General features: G+C 35.4%; 15 protein-coding genes. 7 read left to right on the forward strand and 8 right to left on the reverse strand.

The genetic code is table 11. The annotated features are described in order from the left end of the window. Positions 1-77: 77 nt before the first annotated feature. Positions 78-1,502, reverse strand: a complete 1,425-nt coding sequence (locus tag QF044_RS14880; RefSeq protein ID WP_307268851.1) for a SusD/RagB family nutrient-binding outer membrane lipoprotein — start codon at positions 1,500-1,502, stop codon at positions 78-80. Between the two features lie 11 nt (positions 1,503-1,513). Further along, positions 1,514-4,576, reverse strand: coding sequence for a SusC/RagA family TonB-linked outer membrane protein (locus QF044_RS14885; protein WP_307268854.1), 3,063 nt, complete (start codon positions 4,574-4,576; stop codon positions 1,514-1,516). A gap of 661 nt (positions 4,577-5,237) precedes the next feature. Between QF044_RS14885 and QF044_RS14890 the strand changes: the two genes are divergently transcribed. Continuing rightward, the gene (locus QF044_RS14890; RefSeq protein ID WP_307268856.1) at positions 5,238-5,822 is read left to right on the forward strand and encodes a ribonuclease HII; all 585 of its coding nucleotides are present in this window, start codon (positions 5,238-5,240) and stop codon (positions 5,820-5,822) included. 426 nt (positions 5,823-6,248) lie between these two features. Here the strand turns inward: QF044_RS14890 and yidC are convergent, their stop codons facing one another. The 3 genes from yidC to QF044_RS14905 all read right to left on the reverse strand — a co-directional run bounded on the left by yidC (position 6,249) and on the right by QF044_RS14905 (position 10,651). Further along, positions 6,249-8,045, reverse strand: coding sequence for a membrane protein insertase YidC (yidC, locus tag QF044_RS14895; RefSeq protein ID WP_307268859.1), 1,797 nt, complete (start codon positions 8,043-8,045; stop codon positions 6,249-6,251). 178 nt (positions 8,046-8,223) lie between these two features. Beyond that, positions 8,224-9,831, reverse strand: coding sequence for a CTP synthase (locus QF044_RS14900; protein ID WP_307268861.1), 1,608 nt, complete (start codon positions 9,829-9,831; stop codon positions 8,224-8,226). 250 nt (positions 9,832-10,081) lie between these two features. Then, positions 10,082-10,651: a YceI family protein gene (locus tag QF044_RS14905; protein WP_307268864.1), complete on the reverse strand. Its 570-nt coding sequence runs from the start codon at positions 10,649-10,651 to the stop codon at positions 10,082-10,084. Between the two features lie 148 nt (positions 10,652-10,799). On the opposite strand from QF044_RS14905, the gene radA reads away from it, so the two are divergent. The 3 genes from radA (at position 10,800) to QF044_RS14920 (ending at position 13,945) form a co-directional block, all read left to right on the forward strand. Then, a complete protein-coding gene (radA, locus tag QF044_RS14910) occupies positions 10,800-12,152 on the forward strand; it encodes a DNA repair protein RadA (RefSeq protein WP_307268867.1) in 1,353 nt (450 codons plus the stop codon). An 11-nt stretch (positions 12,153-12,163) separates the two neighbouring features. Further along, positions 12,164-13,255, forward strand: coding sequence for a helix-turn-helix domain-containing protein (locus tag QF044_RS14915; protein WP_307268869.1), 1,092 nt, complete (start codon positions 12,164-12,166; stop codon positions 13,253-13,255). A 93-nt stretch (positions 13,256-13,348) separates the two neighbouring features. After that, positions 13,349-13,945 (forward strand): ACP phosphodiesterase, encoded by a 597-nt coding sequence (locus QF044_RS14920; protein WP_307268874.1) that lies wholly within the window; start codon positions 13,349-13,351, stop codon positions 13,943-13,945. A 542-nt stretch (positions 13,946-14,487) separates the two neighbouring features. Here the strand turns inward: QF044_RS14920 and QF044_RS14925 are convergent. Then, a complete protein-coding gene (locus QF044_RS14925; protein WP_307268876.1) occupies positions 14,488-14,988 on the reverse strand; it encodes a DUF6702 family protein in 501 nt (166 codons plus the stop codon). 69 nt (positions 14,989-15,057) lie between these two features. Between QF044_RS14925 and QF044_RS14930 the strand changes: the two genes are divergently transcribed. The 3 genes from QF044_RS14930 to QF044_RS14940 all read left to right on the forward strand — a co-directional run bounded on the left by QF044_RS14930 (position 15,058) and on the right by QF044_RS14940 (position 19,005). Then, positions 15,058-15,636: a HupE/UreJ family protein gene (locus QF044_RS14930; protein ID WP_307272044.1), complete on the forward strand. Its 579-nt coding sequence runs from the start codon at positions 15,058-15,060 to the stop codon at positions 15,634-15,636. A gap of 67 nt (positions 15,637-15,703) precedes the next feature. Beyond that, entirely contained in the window at positions 15,704-18,094 is a 2,391-nt protein-coding gene (locus tag QF044_RS14935) for a M1 family metallopeptidase (RefSeq protein WP_307268879.1), read from the forward strand. Positions 18,095-18,114: 20 nt separating this feature from the next. Next, positions 18,115-19,005 carry a hypothetical protein gene (locus QF044_RS14940; protein ID WP_307268882.1) on the forward strand — a complete coding sequence of 297 codons (891 nt, stop codon included), beginning with the start codon at positions 18,115-18,117 and terminating at the stop codon, positions 19,003-19,005. Between the two features lie 50 nt (positions 19,006-19,055). Here the strand turns inward: QF044_RS14940 and QF044_RS14945 are convergent, their stop codons facing one another. Together QF044_RS14945 and QF044_RS14950 are read right to left on the reverse strand one after the other, a co-directional pair. Continuing rightward, a complete protein-coding gene (locus QF044_RS14945) occupies positions 19,056-19,757 on the reverse strand; it encodes a LytTR family DNA-binding domain-containing protein (RefSeq protein WP_307268884.1) in 702 nt (233 codons plus the stop codon). Further along, the gene (locus tag QF044_RS14950) at positions 19,757-20,860 is read right to left on the reverse strand and encodes a sensor histidine kinase (protein ID WP_307268887.1); all 1,104 of its coding nucleotides are present in this window, start codon (positions 20,858-20,860) and stop codon (positions 19,757-19,759) included. The genes QF044_RS14945 and QF044_RS14950 overlap by 1 nt, the downstream gene beginning before the upstream one ends. Positions 20,861-21,010 lie beyond the last annotated feature (150 nt).

Below are 21,010 nucleotides of genomic sequence, written 5' to 3' on the forward strand. Positions count from 1 at the left end.
ATTTTAAAGTACAAATATACGGAAATAAAAAAACCGCCCGAAAGCGGTCTTTGATATGAATGTTAAATATATATTTTTTAGTTAATGTCCCAGAATACTTTGTTAGCCTGTACGTCTCCTGTTGCAGCTCCCCATTGTGCTACAGCAGCTTGTGTTCTGTGATCATTGTTTACACTGGTCTCATTTACTGGATAAGGCATTCTTAAAGGTACAGCTCTAGAACCTGGCTTAACAAAAGTTCTAAAATCTAATCTTCTTGAGAATTCCCAAGCTTCAAAACCTCTATTGTATGCAGCTATCCAAGCCTGATTTCCGATTTTCTGTTTCCATGTACCAGGTAAAGTAGCATAATTATTGGCAGCTAAATAAGCAGTTTGTTCAGCAGGTGATACCCCCCAAAAATCTAAAGATGCCTGAATTCCTGCCGTAAAATGAGTAGCAGCAGTTCCACCCACAGAGTATCCTCTTTCCGCAGCTTCTGCAAGCATAAATCTAGTTTCTGCAGCATCAAATAAATAAGCCATACTATCTGCCACTAAAAAGCTATCCTGTACGTGAGAGAAATCTGCAAATACATTTTGCTTACCATATAAACCTCCTACATAAGCCCCGTCTTTAGTTGTAAAATATTTAGGTCTTCTTGGATCATTCGATGCATTCAGTACATTCACAAATGTATTTGCCGGAATAAAATCATTTCTACCGCTCGTAACCATTTCTTGATATACTGGACTTGTAAATTGTCCAGAAGAACTAAATTTAAGACCTATATTCTGTGAATTTGCCAGCACAACTCCTTTTGAATATGCACTTTCAACGGTTGTTTTTGCTAAAGCACCATTTACATCGGCTAAATTAAGCCCCATTCTAAGTTTAAGGGTATTTAAGAATAGTTTTACTTTCTCATTGTTACCTCCAAAAATAGGGTCAAAAGATCCAAATCCTGCAGATGAATTTGACTCCAGAGCAGTTAGAGCGGCATCTGCTCTTTTAATCAGATCAGCATAAATTGTCTTAGCATCATCATAAGCTGGAGTAGGATATTTATCTACCTGAATAGCCTGTGAATATGGGACATTTCCGTAAGTATCTACTAGGGTAGCAAAGATATAAATTTCTAAGGCTTCAATGACAGCTATTCTGCTTGCTTTAAGTGAAGCATCGGAAAGAGCATTCGTTGAATTTCTTGCCAGTTCCAGTTTTGTCATCTGAGAATACATCCTGTTCCAGTTATTATCAGGTACACTTCGTTTTACCAGATTATAAACAGCTTCATCTATATATTGGGTCTCTGTCCATTGTTGAGTAAAGAATCTATAGTTGTTAAAATTTACGCTAGGAGTTGTCATCTGTGAAACCAAGCCCACACTTGCAGATGTAAACATAACCTCAGTATTTACTACAGATGGTTCTGTTGGATTATCATTCAGACTCGTTATGTCTCTCCCGCACGATGTCAGCACTAGCCCAGCAGCAAAAAGACTTATTATTATTTTTTTCATTGTAATGCAGTTTAGAAATTAATTGTAAAATTAGCACCAAAAGTTCTGGTTGTTGGCATTGCACCAATAGAATAACCTCTGGAAAGGTTTCCTCCATTCACCCCTAAAGAAGATCCTCCTGTGTAACCAGCTTCAGGATCAGCATAAGGAAGGTTTTTGTGAATGATCCATAGATTTCTTCCAAATATACCAAATTTCATAGATTTAATAAATGTATTGGCATACAAACTTTTCGGTATATCAAAATAGATGGCAGCTTCTCTTAATTTAACAAAAGTTGCATCATAGACAAATTGTCTGGAAGGATAATTTGCTGATGCATTTATAGATCCTGTTTCAGAAGGTGCATTATCTGCTGATAACGGTACATTGTTCTGAACATACTGCCCGTTTTGCATTACAACACCAGGCAAAATTACACCAGGCTCTCTGATTGCTAATGTTTCAGGATATAGTCCTGTGTCTGTTCCATAGAGCATATCTCCAGAAAATACATCTCCTCCTTGTTGTCCATCGATAAGGAAAGTGAATGTAAATGCTTTATAGTTGATACTGTTTCTTACACTCCAAGTCCAATCCGGCATAATGTTACCAATACTATTATTTCTTGAAGTAGTAATCATATAAGCTCCAGTGGTAGGGTCAATTACTTTTTGGCCGTCCGGTGAGTAAATAAAATCTGTACCGTGGATTTCTCCATATGGCTTACCTACTTCCGCATTAAATGTTACTGAATTTACTCCGCTTCCCAACTGTAAATTATTAATTCCTTCGTTAAGGCTTAATACTTTACTTCTGTTGATAGCCCAGTTTATATTCATATCCCATTTAAAGTCAGTACTTTTTAATGGAGTCACATTTAACTGTACTTCTATTCCCTTATTTTCCAATTCTCCAGCATTATACCATTTTCTGGTATATCCTGCAGCACCAGAAATAGGAACCATTAAGATCTGATCTTTGGAATTAGTCTTATAAGCACTTACGTCAAATCCAATTCTGTTATTAAGGAATCTCGCCTCCATTCCTACTTCTACTTCAGTAGAACTTTCAGGTTTTAGATTAGGATTATTTTTATAACTGAACGGATCTACAATAGGAATACCATTGTATAAACTTCTGATATTATAAGTGTCAATCAGTCTATAATTGTCTGTCGTCTTACCTACCTGAGCCCAGTTACCTCTAATTTTCCAGAAAGACAGCCAGTTTTGGTTTATAAGATTAGACAATACTACAGAGGCAGATACTGATGGATAAAAATAAAGGTTATCATTATCAGGTAAATTTGATGATAAATCTAAACTACCCGTACCTTCTAAAAAGTAAGTATCTTTATATCCCAATGAAACCTGGGCATATCCTCTTGGTAATGTAGAAGTAGCTCTATATTCCTGTGCTGGTAAAACCTGACCTGCAGAATTTCTTATTGCGTAAAGACCTGGTACGATCAGTCCTTCACCAGATTGATCTGGTTCTGTAGAAGCATCTATAGTTTCTATTACGTTTCGTCTAATAGATGTTCCCAATACCGCTCCTAAACTTATTTCATTATCAAATTTCTTGTTATAATTGGCAAATAAATCGAAGTTTAGTTCGTTTGTATATAGATTACTTAAGTAAAATCCTGAAGCAGCATTTAGCTGTGAAAGGCCAAAAGCTTCTGCCTTACTACCTACAGCTTTTCTTACTTGGTTGGTTTGATAAGCAAAATCCGTAGATACCCTTCCTGTCAGACTGACAGCATCAGAAAATTTATAATTTAACATCCCATAACCGAAGAATCTATTTCTACTGTCGCTTTGATAATTTTCGTATCTGTCAAAATATGGGTTATTCCAATATGCTGGTGCAAAAAAGTGGTCAGGATCACTATACCCATTTAAATTCCAGGTGATATTTTGACCGGTATTATTATATGCATCTCTCAATTCATATATGTCAGTATTCGTTTGCCACCATTGTCTGAAACCTGTAAGAATATTATCATTATATCCTGTAGCATTTCTACCTTTAGTATTCTGCATTGTTAAAGACGAATATACTGTAGCACTAAGTTTATCAGTAACTTTATAATCAAACTTAGCAGAAATTGTATTTTTCTTCTGCTCAGAATTAGGCATTACCCCAGTCGTTAAAAAGTTATTATAGTTGATTAAAATACTAGAGGTTTCATTTCCTTTTTCAATAGTAACAGAATTGGAAGTTGTTTGAGCAGCCTGGAAAAAATCAACCGGTGTGTGTTTTGCTGCTACCCAAGGTGTAGCTTTGTGATACCCTGGAAGTTGTGGATACAATGAATTCCACTGGTATACCATTAAATTAGGATCAAATGCAGTTCCAACGGATGCATCATTGTTGGTCCCCACTACTAGGTCATCAATTCCATCTCCATTAACATCAGCATCTAAAAAGCTTGATCCTCCATATCCAGAACCATATTTATTTTGGTATTTGGCAAATGTTGATTTGTCAATTTCACCGTACTGATATTCAGTTGAAAGAGTTACTCCCCATTCATTATTTTTTCTGGATTTCCCTTTTTTGGTTGTAATAACTACTACCCCAGCTGATGCTCTTTCACCATATAAGGCAGAAGCAGCAGCACCTTTTAATACGTTAATACTTTCAATATCATTAGGGTTGATATCTGATATTGAGTTACCTCCATCAAAGATTGTATAGCTGGAAGAGATAGAACTGTTATTATTACTTACCGGAACACCATCAATTACAAAAAGTGCCTGGTTATTTCCTCCAATTGATTTCATTCCTCTGATTACCACACTGGAAGCACCACCAAAGTTTGCACTTGTAACAACCTGAACACCTGCAGCCTTACCTGCCATTTGGCTAGATAAATTTCCGGTATTGGCACCTTCTCTAAGAACATCTCCTTTGATTTCCTGAGATGCATAACCAAGAGCCTTTTTCTCTCTTTTGATTCCCAGTGCAGTTACTACTACACCTTCAATTTCCTTTGTTTTTATAGTATCATTCTTCTGCTGTGCGTTGGCTACAGCAATGGAAGATGATAATACTAAAACAAGCAAACTTGCTGTTATTTTCTTCATATCAAATTATAATTTTTGTACATCTACAAATTTGTAAAACTTTCTTAATAATACAAAACAAAATCTTAAAAAAATAGCAAATATTCAAAAATCACCAATATTAACACTCAAAAAAATACTAATTTAAGTTAAAACAAAAACAATTAACAAAATAAGAATATATAATCAACATCTTTTTTCAGGAATTTATAAAATATTTTCAATTGATAGTTTCTATATAAATTTTAGAAAAAGGTAAACATTAATTAACTGATTATCAAATACATTATTACTTACACTTGAAAAACCAGAGGAATAAAAGCACACAGATACAATGTTACGCATACAATATTTTTAATTCTTTAAAAATGAATTTAAGCTTGGTAAGCGAAAAGAATTCTCAGATCATAAAGAAAAAGTCTATTAAAATTGGCAATAATAATAACAGTAATACTAGCTTACCGTTTAAATACATTGCCAATCTAAATTTAGAAATTGATTCATTAGCAATATATTAAATTGTTGATACACCTGGGCTATATTAGAAGAAGCTTTGTCCAGCAATTAAAATACATTCGTTACTATAGATATATTAAAATCTTCACTAATTTCAAGGCTAAATTTACAATCAAAATATAATTTCAGTAATTTTGCAAATCATTTATGAAATATAAAAAATCTCATGGATTTATTACAAAAGTGGACAGACCTTTACATCGAAGCTGGATGTGATGAAGTAGGAAGAGGATGCCTGAGTGGACCTGTGGTTGCAGCTGCAGTTATATTGGATGATTCTTTTAAACAGAATTTAGTAAATGACTCCAAGAAATTGACATTTAAAACACGAATGGAGCTGGACGGCTACATCAAAGACAATGTAAAAAACTACGCCATTGCAGAGCTGCCTCCATCATTTATTGATGAGCACAATATCCTTAACGCAAGTATTTATGCTATGCATCGTGCTCTGGACCAATTAACAATAATACCTGAATTGATTTTGGTAGACGGAAATAAATTCCATCCTTATAATTATATTCCCCACCAATGTATCATTAAAGGAGATTCAAAGGTTCTATCTATAGCAGCCGCTTCAATTCTGGCAAAAAATTACAGAGATAAACTAATGATCGAACTACACGAAGAACATCCCGAATACAACTGGAACACCAATTTCGGATATGCAACTAAAGCCCATCAACAGGCTTTAATAAAATATGGTCCAACAAAACATCATAGACAGTCATTTAGACTTAAATATGACTAATTTAATCAGTATTATCTTTAGATTTTAATACAATAAATTAGAGAAGCAAGATTTGCTTCTCTATTTTTATTATAAATGTTTTCTTTTTTATTGTCCTACACTTCCCTCCTTTAATAAATGAAGTTCAAGAAGAAATTGAGATATAGAAAAAATGTTTGATAAAATAAAATTCTTGGAATGGATATTTTATTTATATTTGAATTACAACATTAAAACAATCTTAATATTAAATTATGAAAAACATTACAAAACTTACAAATGCTAAATTAATTAGCAAAAGTCAACTAAAGCAGATTATTGGTGGACAAATTTGTCCTTGTGATACACCATGTCCAGACATGAATCAACCCGTTCCAAAACCTTGTAATTAAAACCAAATAAAAAAAGAGAAGCAAAATTTGCTTCTCTTTTTTTATCGATGATTTTTTATTTCTTTTTTTTCTGCTGCTCCTGAATCTTTTGTTGATCCTGGGCTTTCTCCATCATTTCTCTCATCTTCTTTTGAAACTTACCTTCAGATTTCGGTTTTTCTTTATTCGCCTGTATCTGAGCATGAATTTTCTTTTCATCCAGTATGACGTATTTAATAACAAGGATAATCAAAATATTAATCGCATTGGATACAAAATAATACCATGAAAGACCAGATGCTGATGTATTCAGGAAGAATAGGAATGTAATCGGGAAGATATACATCAACACTTTCATGTTTGGCATTCCTTCCTGCTGAGGCTGCTGCATATTTCCTGAAGTCATTACCGTATAGATCAGGATCACGATGGTACAGGCCAATGCAAATACACTTAAATGATCTCCTAAGAAAGGAATTTTAAAAGGAAGCTTGATCAGATCATCATAAGCTGTCAGATCTTTTGCAAACCAGAATCCTTGTCCTCTAAGGTCTATAAAGTTCGGGAAGAAACGGAACAGAGCATAGAAAATTGGAATTTGTACTAATGCTGGAAGACATCCTGCCATTTGATTTACACCCGCCTTTCGGTAGATCTCCATTGTAGCCTGCTGCTTTTTCATAGGATCAGCATCTTTGAATTTAGCATTAGCCTCATCAATCTCAGGACGAATAACTTTCATCATCGCACTCAGCTTATGCTGCTTATACATAATTGGTGATAGAATCAGTTTTACAATGATAGTCATTAAGAAAATTACCCAACCTGCTGAAAGTCCCCAACTAGCAATAACACTATATAACCACATAAAGAAATAACGGTTCATCCATCCAATGAAAGACCATCCTAATGGTAAAATTTCGTCAAAGTTTTTATCATAAGATTTTAACAGAGGTAAATCAAGCGGCATAAAATACCAGGTAAAGTCTTGGTTAAGTTCACTGCCCGTCATCTGAACGAAACCTTCATAATTAAGCTTCTTCAGATATTCTCCTTCTTCAATAGTTTCCTGATTCCCTTTACTGTGCGTAAAACCGTTTTTAGCTTCAATTACAGAAGAGAAAAACTGCTGCTTTACACCAATCCAGTTAAGAGTTTCTTTCTCCTCCTCCATTGTGGTTCTTCCATCATAATCATAATCTTTATAATTATTGAAAGCATAAGAGAATTCTGAGTGAGTCTGCTCCTGAGCTCTACCCTTTTCTAGGTTCCTTACACTATAATCCCAGATAAAGTCTGCTTTATTATCTGAAGTGATAGCGGCAAGTCCTTTCGTTCTAACCTTAAAATCAAGAGTATATTTTGGAAGCAGTGTATAAATAAACTGGATAACAGCCCCGTTATAGTCTGCTGTCATCGTTACAGCGTTTCCATTAACAGCTGGTGTAAAAACTAAGTCTCTGGTATTAATTACTTTTCCTGTCTTATCTTTAAACTGAAAGCCGTAGTTTGAATTTTTTTTATCGATCAGATAAAGCGGAAGATCTGCCTTATCGGTTTTATGATCATATGCTTTATATTCCGAAAGCTGAACTTTAGAAACCTGTCCTCCTAAACTTGAGAACTCCACATTCAGTTCTTTGTTTGTCAGACTGGCTGTCTGAATTGCACTAGGAGTTACGTTTGGATTGATATTGCTTGCCTGAGTCTGTTTTACAGCATTTTTTACCTGCTCGGTTTTCTGCTCCTGAGCTTTTACCTGCTCTTCTTTCGACTGCTTGTTCTGAAAATAGAACATAAATCCGAAAAGAACCAAACATAAAACCGCAAAACTGATCATCTGACTTTTATCGATTCCCTTGTTTTCTTGCATTTTATTTTATATTAAAATTTTAAATTTAATCAAGCATTATTAAATGCTGCTTTTTGAGCTGACAAAAATACTCTTTTTTTATCAAAACTCTATGCATTACTATGTTACTATATAATAAACTCAAGCTGAGAATAATCAGCCTGAGTTTAGGATAAGACGTTTATAATATATTATTACCTTATTTCTTTTCGCAAGCCTTGATAAAAGCTCTGAACAGAGGATGCGGCGTTGCTACGGTACTTTTGTATTCCGGGTGATACTGCACTCCCACATAAAATGGGTGGCCAGGAAGCTCAAGGGCTTCTACCAGACCTGTTTCCGGATTGGTTCCTGTTGCAAGGAAGCCGTTCTTTTCAAATTCCTGAAGATAATCACTGTTAAATTCATAACGGTGACGGTGTCTTTCTGTAATATTTTTGGCTCCGTAAATCTCGTTTAATCTGGAACCGTTTTTCAGGGAACATTTCCAAGCTCCCAGACGCATAGTTCCTCCTTTATCTACAATATTTTTCTGCTCTTCCATTAAGGAGATCACAGGATCAGGGGTTGCTGTATCAAATTCCATGGAATTCGCTTTTGCATGTCCAAGAACATTTCTAGCAAATTCTACCGTCATAATCTGCATTCCCAAACAGATTCCCAACATAGGCACCTTATTTTCTCTTGCAAACTGAGCAGTAAGTACCTTTCCTTCAATACCTCTATCACCAAACCCCGGAGCAATAAGGATTCCATCTACCCCATCTAAAGTTTCTTTGATATTTTCAGCAGTGATATCTCCGCTGTATACCCATCTTACTTTCACTTCAGTTTCAAGACTTGCCCCAGCATGTTTGAAAGCTTCAGCAATAGAAATATAAGAATCCTGCAGAGAAATATATTTTCCTACTAAAGCAATTTCTACCGTTCTTTTTGGATTTTTGAATTTTTTAAGGAAAGTTTTCCAATCTTTAAGATCAGCTTCCTTATCATTTTTCAGATCCAGTTCTTTTAAAACTACATCATCGAAATTTTGTTTCTGAAGATACATTGGAACTTCGTAGATCGTTTCCAGATCTTTACATTCAATCACGTTATCTAAAGAAACATTACAGAACTGAGCAAGTTTTGCTCTCTGATCTTTTGGAATTGTATGTTCTGTTCTGCAAACCAGGACATCAGCCATAATTCCGCTTTCCATCAATTGACGAACGGAATGCTGTGATGGTTTTGTTTTCAATTCACCGCTGGAAGCCAGATAAGGCAATAACGTAAGGTGAATAACCATAGAATTTTTTTCACCAAGTTCCCATTTCAGTTGACGTACTGTTTCGATGTACGGAAGAGATTCAATATCTCCTACCGTTCCTCCGATTTCAGTAATAATGATATCGTAGTTCTGCTTGGAAAGCATTTTGATTCTACGCTTAATTTCGTTGGTGATATGTGGAATTACCTGAACGGTTTTTCCTAAGAAATCTCCTTTTCTTTCTTTTTCAATAACAGTTTGGTAGATTTTCCCTGTAGTAACATTGTTGTTTTGGGAAGTAGGAGCATCAAGATAACGCTCGTAGTGGCCTAAATCCAGATCTGTTTCTGCGCCATCTTCGGTTACATAGCATTCTCCGTGTTCATATGGATTCAGTGTGCCCGGGTCAATGTTGATATAAGGATCCAGTTTTTGGATCGTTACGTTAAAACCGCGTGATTTTAACAAAAGCCCCAGAGAAGCAGACACGATTCCTTTTCCCAAAGATGAAGTTACACCTCCTGTCACAAAGATGTACTTTGTATTCTTTTTACTCATTAGATTAGGTTTGTGCAAAGTTATGGGAAAAAGAGATACAAAGCAATTTTTTAAATTCTGAAAATAGAAAATGCTCTCCAATCTATTAAGAATCTTGATTAAAAAATTTATCTATATTCAATGTGAACAAATGGCAAAAAGCTATAACCTTAATGATTTTGGTATTACATTAAAATAAATACTCATTTTCTAAACAAAAAGGTTTCCCAATTACTTGGAAAACCTTTCTCTAAAACAGATTTTATATAAATTATTGCTTTACCAATTCAAAATACAAACTTACTTCCACATCTTTAGCTACTCCGGCACCTGTAGGATCGTATTTGATTCCGTAATCTAAACGGTTAACCGTAAATTTCGTCTGGAAGCCCATTACTTCTTTACCCTGCTGGTTTTTAGTCACACCTCCAAACGTTACGGGAATGCTGATATCTTTTATAGTTTCCTTAATTTTCAAAGCACCTTTCAGGATGTAGGTATTATTTTTATCCTTCGTGATAGACGTACTGTGGAAAGTCATCCCCGGATATTTCTCAATATCGAAAAAGTCTGCACTTTTAAGATGCTTATCTCTCATTTCAGTTCCGGTATTGATAGAGTTAACATCTACATTAAAGACAAAAGTGGCATTATCCAGATTAGCTCCTTCAGTGGTCACCTTTCCGTCAAACTTATCAAAACGGCCCTGTACAAAGCTGATTCCCATATGTTTGATATTAAAATTTACAGAAGAATGCATAGGATCTACATTCCAATTGGTTTGAGCAAAACCCAGAACGCTTACCAGCGCAAAAACGAAAGATAAAAATGCTTTTTTCATTATAACTTATTTTAGTTGAGTAAAGGTAATATATTGGTTACTTTGATCTTGATGTATGATAGTTTTTAATCATTTAAGTGGAAGATTTTTAATTGCTGAAAATTAATTAAAATTCTGAAACGACATTCATTTTTTTTAACTTCGCAGTATGGCAAAACTGAAAACAGCATATTTCTGTCAAAACTGCGGAACCCAATATTCCCAATGGATGGGGCAATGTAAAAATTGTGGGGAATGGAACACTCTTGTGGAGGAAGTGGTAGAGAAAACCTCATCCAAAACGCCCCCTTTTTCAAAAACAAAGCAGCATGTGATCAACATTATTGAAGTGGAGACCAGCGAAGAACCGAGAATAAAAACACCTTCAGAAGAATTGAACCGTGTGTTGGGAGGTGGTATTGTTTTAGGCTCTGTGACGCTAATTGGCGGTGAGCCAGGAATAGGAAAATCCACTCTTCTGCTTCAGCTGGCCTTAAAAATGAAGAAAAAAATCTTCTATGTTTCAGGAGAGGAAAGTGCTTCGCAGATTAAGATGAGAGCGGACAGACTAACGGATGTCCAAAACCCGAACTGTTTTCTTTTTACCGAAACTTCACTGGAAAAAATTCTCCATGAAGCTAAAAAGCTGGAGCCTGATTTCATGATCATTGATTCTATCCAGACTCTTCAGTCGCAACTTATTGAAAGTTCACCGGGAACGGTTTCCCAGATCAGAGAATGCTCCAACGAGATCATTAAATATGCGAAAGAGAATAATACTCCCGTTTTCTTAGTGGGTCATATTACGAAGGATGGTCAAATCGCCGGACCAAAGGTTTTGGAGCATATGGTAGATGTGGTTTTAAATTTTGACGGGGACAGAAATCACCTTTTCAGGCTGCTCAGAGCCAATAAAAACCGTTTCGGATCTACTTCAGAGATCGGAATTTATGAAATGGTTTCCCAGGGTCTGAAAGAGATCAGAAATCCTTCTGAAATTCTTATTACTAAAAAATTTGAAGAACTATCCGGAAATTCTGTGGCAGTAACCCTGGAAGGAAACCGGCCGATGCTACTGGAGATACAGGCTTTGGTGAGTACCGCTGTTTATGGTACTCCGCAAAGAAGTTCCACTGGTTTTGATGCGAAAAGACTCAATATGCTTCTGGCTGTTCTGGAAAAACGTGCAGGCTTCCAGCTTGGAGCAAAAGACGTCTTTTTAAATATTACAGGTGGCATTAAAACTGATGATCCTGCATTGGATCTTGCCGTGGTAGCTTCTATTCTGTCTTCCAATGAAGACATTGCTATTTCCGAACATTTTTGTTTTGCCGGAGAGATAGGTTTAAGCGGAGAGATCCGGCCTATTGCCCAGGTGGAGCAGAGAATCACGGAAGCCGAGAAATTAGGGTATGAAAAAATATTTGTTTCAAACCTCAATAAAATTCCGAAAAGAAAATTTGGAATCAAAATCGAGGAAGTAAGTAAAATTGAGGATTTCCACGAAAGGATCTTTCCATAAAAAACAGACAAATGCTGATTAAAAATTTTGAAAATTTTGTGCTTGTATTGCTTTACGGCGGATTGCTGATCATATCTTTTACGATATTGCTTAATCCTATGAAAGTTAACAAAAAAGCGAACTTTTTTTTCAGCCTGTTTCTTTTCTTGTGGTCCAGCTACTGGGCATTGGATATTCTCAGACTTTGTAGCTTTTCTCCAAGTCCTGTTTTAGTTTCCTTTATTTTTTTTATTCAAATCTTTACACCGATATTTCTGTTTTTGAGCACTGTTTTCTTCATTAATCCCAATTATCAGTTTAAGAAGAAAGATCTGGTTTGTCTTATCGTTCCGTTGATTCATCTAATTTTAATATTAAATTCTGAGCTTGGAATTGCTGATTTTCTAGCCGTTTCACACAATCTCCCCTACATTGCCATTATTTATTTCAGAATAAAAAAATACCAGAAAAGGATTGAAAATATTTCTTCGTACACAGAAACAATCAATCTGCAATGGCTGGTAACGCTAAGTTCACTGCTGTTCGGCATTATTGTGATCACCGTTTGCTATGACCTCTTCAATATGTTTGTTCATAGGTTTAATCAGAATCTGGTGATGGTTGTACTGTTTTTATTTATTATTTACAGCACTTCGTTTCAGGTGTTGAGACAGAAAGAAATTTATCCTGTCAATGAAAAAGAAAGGGAACAGTTACTGGCCGTTGAGCTTGAAGATGAAGAAAAAACTGAAAAGAAAAAATTAATTCCCGACCAGGAATTTGAAGCTTTAAAGTCGAAGCTGCTGACAGTTATGCTTACGGAAAAACCTTATCTGAACGGTGAATTGAACTTACTTAAGCTTTCAGATCTCATCAATATCAATCCTCATCAGCTTTCTTATTTACTAAACAATGGATTCAATGAAAACTTCTTCCATTTTGTTAATAAATACCGGGTACAGCATGCCAAAGAACTGCTGACCAGCGATTCTTATAAAAAATTCTCTATTCTGGGCATCGCTTTTGAATCAGGTTTCAATTCTAAAACAGCATTCAATACCATATTCAAAAAGATGATCAACGAAACTCCTTCCGAATTCAGAAGAAAGCAATCCGGTATATAAAGTATCTCTTTCTAAAATCAGAAGCAAATCATGATATCCGGGGTGGATAACTTTACGGCTTCCTTTTTTGTGTAAAAATTTCTATATTCGTTTATGAATTATTTAGCCCATTCCTACCTCAGTTTTTCGGATGGACAGATCGTAGGACAGTTCCTTGAAGATTTTATTCCAAACAGAGACCGTTATTCTTTTCCGAAGGATATTCAGGACGGAATTACGATGCACAGGGCAGTGGATACATTTACAGATTCCCATCCCGCTATTCATGAAGCAAAAAAAGTGTTTGCTCCTTTGGTAAGACTGTATGCAGGAGCTTTTGTAGATGTTTCTATGGATTATTTCGTAGCAAATGATCTTAGCCTTCATTCCCTGGCTGGCTGGAAAGAGCATTCTCTTCGGGTGTACAGGGTTTTGAACGAACATGAAAAATGGCTCCCTGAGAATTTCAAAAAAATGCTGGTCAAAATGGAGGAAGACGACTGGCTTTATAATTATCGTGAAGATTGGGGGATTAAATTCAGTATCCGGAATGTTCTGAATAAAGCCAAATATCTGAGTCCTGACATCCCTGTCTTTGAAGCATTCCTGGCAAACAAAACTATCCTTCAGGAATGTTACAACAATTTTTTTCCTGATATGCTTGCCCATGTACAGGGAATCAATGCACTGCTGCAAATAGATAATGAATAAAAACACCTACCTCTGTAAGTGTTTTACGTATTTGTGTTATTAGAATCAGCTACCTTAATGAGAATAGATGGGAATTTCTATCTGTACTAAGGATATTTATATTAAACTATTTTGACTAACCTTAATTTTTGTAAATCTATTTATACTAATCCCTACTCAAACAGTATAAGTTTTTATACATGTACAAGTTCAACAAGGGATATAAATTCAATTTTAAACTTATAATAGCCATTCAGCTTAAATATTTTTAAAATTTAGTTCATTTTTATGAAAATTTTTCATCAGCAATGAAAAGCTAAAGCCCTCAGTGATTTATACACAAATGTAATTATTTTTAAATAAAAAACAAATATTATATACGTTAATTAACAAATTAATATTTATTTATAAAAAATTAATAATAAAATCATATATCTTCTGACGAGTTATCACAGAAAATAAAAATAAAACATAAACAATACTGAAATATTAATCATTATTTAGTGATTTAATATTTCATTAAAAAATACAATGAAGATCTGAGGAAAACAAGGAGGAAGAAGCTAAAATTGGTGATAGAGGTATCGGTTGGAATAGGTAAGCTTTTCACTTTTTCTCTGTCCATTTTTAATCAAATGAACAATATTGATCTGATCATCAAATAAATTATAGAGAAAGCTTACGGCAGCTTCTATTTTTTTTGGAGATGTCACCGTTTCAGATTCTAGAAATATATTCACGGATTCATTGTCTTCTTCATATCCAACATAATTTATCTTTAAAAATTTTCCGTCAGCCTTTAATTTAAAATATTCTGAGCAGTACTTTTCCAAAGCTTCATTAAGTTTAGCCTTATATTTTTCATCATTAAAATGAAAAGAGCCACCGTATTTTTTGCCCAGCCCATTTTCCAGGTCATCCAGAAAAAATCTTCCAGTGACCTCAAAAGATCTGGACTTAGCATTATAATTAATTTCTACAGAACCCACATGGTAAGGGTGTTTCGCTTTTGTGAAAGAGAATAAAAGAAATACCGGAAGCAGAAACAGCCATAAATTCTTCATAAGTTCTGTCATTTAAAATTTGTTCGAAATTAATCATTATTTTCGTACGCATTATATTTTTACGTTATGATGCAGGATTTTCTATTCTATTTAAACCTTGGCTGGGAACATATTATTTCTCTGGATGCATTAGATCATCAGCTGTTCGTTCTGGCTCTGATCGCAGTATATTCTTATAGCGACTGGAAAAAGATCCTGATCCTTGTGACTGCTTTCACCATCGGGCATTCCATTACTTTGGCGCTGAGCATCCTTGATGTTTTCAGGGTTCCTTCCGCATGGGTAGAATTTTTAATCCCAATAACGATTGTTCTGACCTCGCTGGATAATATTTTAATGAAAAATAAAAAACAGACCCTGATGCGGGCTAATTATTATCTTGCTCTGATCTTTGGACTTATTCACGGGATGGGCTTTGCTAATACAGCAAGGGTTATGATTGCCAAAAGCCAGAGCATTGCCATTCCCTTGATTGGATTTAATATAGGACTGGAATTAGGACAGATCGTCATTGTTCTGGCTATTCTTATGCTCTTGTTTGTTCTGCTCAAGGTCTTTAAAGTGAATAAAAAAGACTGGGTCCTGTTTGTTTCTTCCGGAGTATTTGCTTTATCCTTAAAAATGGCTTTGGAAAGAATTCCGTTTTAACGTTGAAACATTTTTAATTTTTCAGCTACTTATTATTATCTTTGATAACTATTAAATCAATTCGGTAATGAAATTAAAAGCAGTCCTATTTTCATTTTCTGTATTTGCCTATACAGGCTTTACTGCACAGAATATCCAGAATAATCCGGGAAGCAACCACGGTAACAGATTCGAGCAGCTGGGAACTATTCTCCCGACTCCCAATATTTACAGAACGGCTTCCGGAGCTCCGGGCCAGGGATATTGGCAAAACAGGGCTGATTATGATATTACAGCATATCTGGACGAAGATAAAAGAAATCTGAAAGGTTCTGAAACCATTACCTATTATAATAATTCTCCAGATGATCTGGATTATATCTGGCTTCAATTGGATGAAAATGAACAGTCTTCTGTAAAAAACGCAGGGTTTGATTTCTCCTCTACCCTTCCGGCTTCTATTAATGATCAACAGCTGAAAGTGACTGTTCTTCCTGAAAAAGATAACGGCTATGGCGTTAATCTTGAAAAAGTAACCGATGCTTCCGGAAACCCTCTGAAATATACGGTGAACAAGACCATGATGCGTATTGATCTGCCGAAGGTTTTAAAGAAAGGTGAAAAGCTGGTCTTCAAAGTAGACTGGAATTATAATATACCAAACAGAATAAAAATGGGTGGCCGTGGCGGTTATGAAAATTTCGCTGAAGATGGCAATGACCTTTATACCATGACCCAATGGTATCCTAGAATGTGTGTTTACAGTGATTTCCACGGATGGCAGAACCACCAGTTCACAGGACGTGGCGAGTTTGCACTGGTATTCGGTAATTTTAAAGTTTCCATGAATGTACCGGCGGATCATATTATTGGCGGAACGGGTGAATGTAAAAATTATGAACAGGTTTTAACGTCTGATCAATTAGCCAGATACAGAAAGGCCGAAAGTGCTGCTGAACCTATTGAGATCGTAACATTGGACGAGGCGAAAAAAGCGGAGAAAAATCATTCAAAACAGAGAAAAACATGGAATTTTGAAGCAAATGATGTAAGAGATTTCGCATGGACCTCATCCAGAAAATTTGTCTGGGATGGTATGCATGTCACCATTCCTGAAAACAATAATAAAGTAATGGCCATGAGCTTCTATCCAAAAGAAGCTTACGCTCTATATAGAAAATTCTCTACAAAAGCAGTTGCCCATACCATCAAAACCTATTCTGAATTTACAATTCCCTATCCGTATCCTGTAGCACAATCTGTAGAAGCTGCCAATGGAATGGAATATCCAATGATCTGTTTCAATTACGGAAGAACAGAAAAGGACGGAACCTATTCTGAAGGAACAAAGAACGGAATGATCGGCGTTGTGATTCACGAGGTTGGACATAATTTTTTCCCAATGATCATCAATTCTGACGAAAGACAATGGAGCTGGATGGACGAAGGATTAAATACGTTCACTGAATATCTTACAGAAGAAAAATGGGATAATAAATTCCCTTCAAAAAGAGGTCCGGCATGGACGATTACTGATTATATGAAGCTGCCAAAAGACCAGCTGGAACCTATCATGAGTAATTCTGAAAATATTATCCAGTTTGGCCCGAATGCTTACTCAAAACCAGCTACAGGATTGAATATTCTTCGCGAAACGATTATGGGAAGAGAGTTGTTTGACAAAGCTTATAAAACCTATGCGAAAAGATGGGCATTCAAACATCCTGAACCTGCAGATTTCTTCCGTACCATGGAAGATGCCAGTGGCGAAGATCTTGACTGGTTCTGGAGAGGATGGTTCTACGGAACAGATCCTGTGGATATTGCAATAGACAAAGTAACTGTTGCGACTCCAGACCTTAATACAGTTCCGAAGGAGGCAACTGAAACTAAATATAAAGTAGAAAAAGCGCTTCAGAATTCATTTGAAGATATTTCTAAGATCAGAAATAAAGAGGACAAGAATATCACGTTCTATGTAGATAAGGATAAAGAACTTCAGGATTTCTATTACCGGTATGACAGAGGTCAGGAGAAAGTGGATGCTGACAAAGAATATACTTCAAAATCAGAGGCTGGCCTCCCGCTTGATGCCAAGGATAAAGAAAAATTCAAAAATCTTACAGGCTACCAGATCGATTTTGTAAACAAGGGCGGATTGGTGATGCCGATCATTCTTGAATTCACATTTGAAGACGGATCCAAACTGTATGACAAATCATCTGCCCAGATCTGGAGACAGAATGAGCAGAAGGTTTCAAAGACTTATTATTTTGACAAAAAAATTAAATCTATTCAGCTTGATCCAATGAGAGAAACGGCTGACATTGATACTTCCAATAATTTATGGAACAGTAACGGTACAGATTCTCAGGTTTCAAAGTTCCAGTTGTTTAAGCAGAAGCAGGGAGCCGGTCCGGTAAGAGGAGGAGCCAACGGAAAGGTAAATCCAATGCAGGCCGCCGGAAAGAAAAGTTAAAATATCCCTATAAACTAACCATGAAAAAACTAATCATTTTAATGCTGTTTGTAATAACAGCCCCTCATTTCTTTGCCCAGTCTTTACAATTTTATACAGGAAAAAGAGATTTTATACCCATTGAGATCCTGATGGAAGATGGCAGTACAAAAAAAGGATTTGCCCAGGATTTTATGCTTCCGGATGTGGCCACTTTCCAGGTCTTTGGTAAAAGCTCGGAAAAGAATGCCAATTTAGACAGAAAGGAAGTGAAATTTAAATCGTCAAAAAGCGATACCGAAGTACAGTTAATTCACGTTTCAGATGTTAAAAGCCTTATTTATATCAACGAAGATACTCAGGAAACCTTTCAGATGGATAAGCGTATGGTAAAGGAAATAAATAATGACATGGAAATGGAATCAGAGGGAAAAGTGCTGATGCTTCCCTTGATGGAGAAAGGACCAATTAATCTTTACGGCTACAGAAGTATGATGTGTAAAGCGAATTTTGGAAATAATTTTTCTTCAGGATTTAATGGAAATGAAGACAACTGCCAGCTTACATATGTGATGATCTATTTGAGTAAACCCAACGAAACCTTTGCTGTTGCTCCGGTAGATTACAGCTCACTGAGTCCTTTGGCATTATTCAATATGAAAGCATTGTATAAAAAGTTCTACAAAGCTTACGAAATTGTAGGAGCCAACTGTCCTGAGTTTCTAAAAAAAGTAGATGAGGCCAGGCAAAATGATTATTTTTCCAACAAAACTTTTAAAGAAAACAAGAAGGAATCAGATGCAGAAAGAAAAGCTTTAATAAAAGGAAAAAAAGGAGCCGAGGCAGCAAGAATCAATATGAAATTCAAGACAGAATTATACACCAAAATGTATAAAAAACTGTTGGATGATTATGAGCAATCATGTCAATAAGTTTGAATTGAAATTTTAAATATAGAAAACTGCTTACCGGCAGTTTTTTTTTATGGGTTCATATATGCTTTTACGAAAGTTTTATAGGTTCTTCCAAGTGGAAGTTTATCACCATTTTTAAGATATACATAAGCAGTATCATATGAACTGATGTGTGAAGACAGAACGATATATGATTTATGAATTCTGATAAACCCAAGATTTTGAAATTTCTCTTCAAAGTTGGACATCCGCTCCAGGATCATGTATTTTTTCAAAGGAGTGACCAAAATAATATATTCCCCAAAACCCTGAACCCACTGTACATCATCAAGAAGAACCTTGTGCATTACATAATTGGATTTAAACATGATAAAGTCTTCCTTCTTCTGAAGTTCTGTGGAATTTTTAAACTGTAAAAAATCCTTTGCTTTATGGATTGCTTTTTTAAAAGTCTCATAATCTACAGGCTTTACAAGGTAATGAACAACATCCAGTTCAAAAGCTTTGACAGCATATTGGGTTTCCAGCGTAAGAAAGATGCACAACGGTTTGTAAGGAAGCTGATGCAAAAGCTCAATTCCGTTGATGTAAGGCATATTGATATCCAGAATTACCAGATCTACCCTATTCTCTTTAAGATATTCCAATGCCTCCTCCGGATTCTGAAAAACCTTCAACAGATCCACACCTTCCATTTGCCCGCAATATTTTTGGATAAGCTGGAGCGCCGGATATTCATCATCTACACTTACGATTGTCAGGTTAGCCATTACAATTTAATTTTTAAAATAGTCAGATATTTGTTGTCTGCAGGTTCAGATATAAAAGTATATTTTCCCGTATAGTTTTTCTCTAGAATATTAATCACTGCTTCATTTCCAAGACCGCTGTCATTCCTGTTTCCTAGAAGATTTTTCTTCTTCGAGACAGAATTTAGGATCTCAAACAAAACTTCCTGGTTCTCTATTCTGTAGTTCATATGAATATAACTTTCCGCCTCTATTCCTACTGCAGAATGTTTTAATGCGTTTTCAAATAATGTAAGAAGCACAGAAGGCGGAATATCTATTAACTCCAGAGTTTCTTCATCCTGAATGTCGAAAGTGATATTCAGTACATTATTATATTTCAACTGGTATAGTCCTGCCAGAGATCTAATTGATGAAAATTCCTGGGCCATGCTGATCTTCTCCTTACCGGTATCATAGATCACGTACTGAAGCAGTTTGCTAAGCTGTAATATGGATTCTGAAGTATTTTCTGATGGCTGGAAGCTTTTGGAGTAAATATTATTAAGGGTATTCAGCAAAAAATGAGGATTCATTTTAGATTTCAAAAGATCCAGATACAGCTGGTCCTTTTCTTCCCCCAGATCTTTAAAATCCTGCTCGATCAGAAATTTATCCTTTGTAATTCCGAGAAATGAAGCCACGAGAATCACGATTCCCTGCGCTGTATAAACATTGTACAGAAATTTGGTATTGGAAAGATCCTCATTAAAATTCATACTGAAAACTGCAGGTTCCAATAGTATTCTGAAAAGACTGGAGACCAGAAAAGTGATCAGTGCAAAGAGAATGAACTCCGGGTATTTATTGGAAAGATAAAATTCGGGAACAAGATAAAAATAGACCAAACTATAAATTCCGACATTAAAAATAATGACAGATAAAACACTCCAGATGAGCTCCGGAACATCCAAAAAGTAGTTTTCAGTAAAAAAAGTAATCAGAATAAAGACCAAAAGGAAAAAAATATGCTGAAACCTCAACAAAAATCCCCAATGATATTCCATTAGCTTTTTCAAAACTTTCGCATTAAACAAAACCCTGAAAACCAATAATATAAATACAATATTTACAATTAAAAACATCTAAAAAGTCCAATTTTCAATCTTCCAAATATACCATCTTTTTCAGCCCATCCTGCAGTTCACTGATAAAAACTGCCATTGATTGAAAAATAAATCTGCGGCTGGTTCTTATAAATATATTTGAGACATCAGGATATTAACTCAATATTA

Source organism: Chryseobacterium sp. W4I1, assembly GCF_030816115.1.
Lineage (GTDB): Bacteria > Bacteroidota > Bacteroidia > Flavobacteriales > Weeksellaceae > Chryseobacterium.

Bases quoted from the DNA above. Each gene is read 5' to 3' on its own strand.
- QF044_RS14880 (WP_307268851.1), bottom strand. From the start codon at position 1,502: ATGAAAAAAATAATAATAAGTCTTTTTGCTGCTGGGCTAGTGCTGACA.
- QF044_RS14885 (WP_307268854.1), bottom strand. From the start codon at position 4,576: ATGAAGAAAATAACAGCAAGTTTGCTTGTTTTAGTATTATCATCTTCC.
- QF044_RS14890 (WP_307268856.1), top strand. From the start codon at position 5,238: ATGGATTTATTACAAAAGTGGACAGACCTTTACATCGAAGCTGGATGT.
- yidC (WP_307268859.1), bottom strand. From the start codon at position 8,045: ATGCAAGAAAACAAGGGAATCGATAAAAGTCAGATGATCAGTTTTGCG.
- QF044_RS14900 (WP_307268861.1), bottom strand. From the start codon at position 9,831: ATGAGTAAAAAGAATACAAAGTACATCTTTGTGACAGGAGGTGTAACT.
- QF044_RS14905 (WP_307268864.1), bottom strand. From the start codon at position 10,651: ATGAAAAAAGCATTTTTATCTTTCGTTTTTGCGCTGGTAAGCGTTCTG.
- radA (WP_307268867.1), top strand. From the start codon at position 10,800: ATGGCAAAACTGAAAACAGCATATTTCTGTCAAAACTGCGGAACCCAA.
- QF044_RS14915 (WP_307268869.1), top strand. From the start codon at position 12,164: ATGCTGATTAAAAATTTTGAAAATTTTGTGCTTGTATTGCTTTACGGC.
- QF044_RS14920 (WP_307268874.1), top strand. From the start codon at position 13,349: ATGAATTATTTAGCCCATTCCTACCTCAGTTTTTCGGATGGACAGATC.
- QF044_RS14925 (WP_307268876.1), bottom strand. From the start codon at position 14,988: ATGAAGAATTTATGGCTGTTTCTGCTTCCGGTATTTCTTTTATTCTCT.
- QF044_RS14930 (WP_307272044.1), top strand. From the start codon at position 15,058: ATGCAGGATTTTCTATTCTATTTAAACCTTGGCTGGGAACATATTATT.
- QF044_RS14935 (WP_307268879.1), top strand. From the start codon at position 15,704: ATGAAATTAAAAGCAGTCCTATTTTCATTTTCTGTATTTGCCTATACA.
- QF044_RS14940 (WP_307268882.1), top strand. From the start codon at position 18,115: ATGAAAAAACTAATCATTTTAATGCTGTTTGTAATAACAGCCCCTCAT.
- QF044_RS14945 (WP_307268884.1), bottom strand. From the start codon at position 19,757: ATGGCTAACCTGACAATCGTAAGTGTAGATGATGAATATCCGGCGCTC.
- QF044_RS14950 (WP_307268887.1), bottom strand. From the start codon at position 20,860: ATGTTTTTAATTGTAAATATTGTATTTATATTATTGGTTTTCAGGGTT.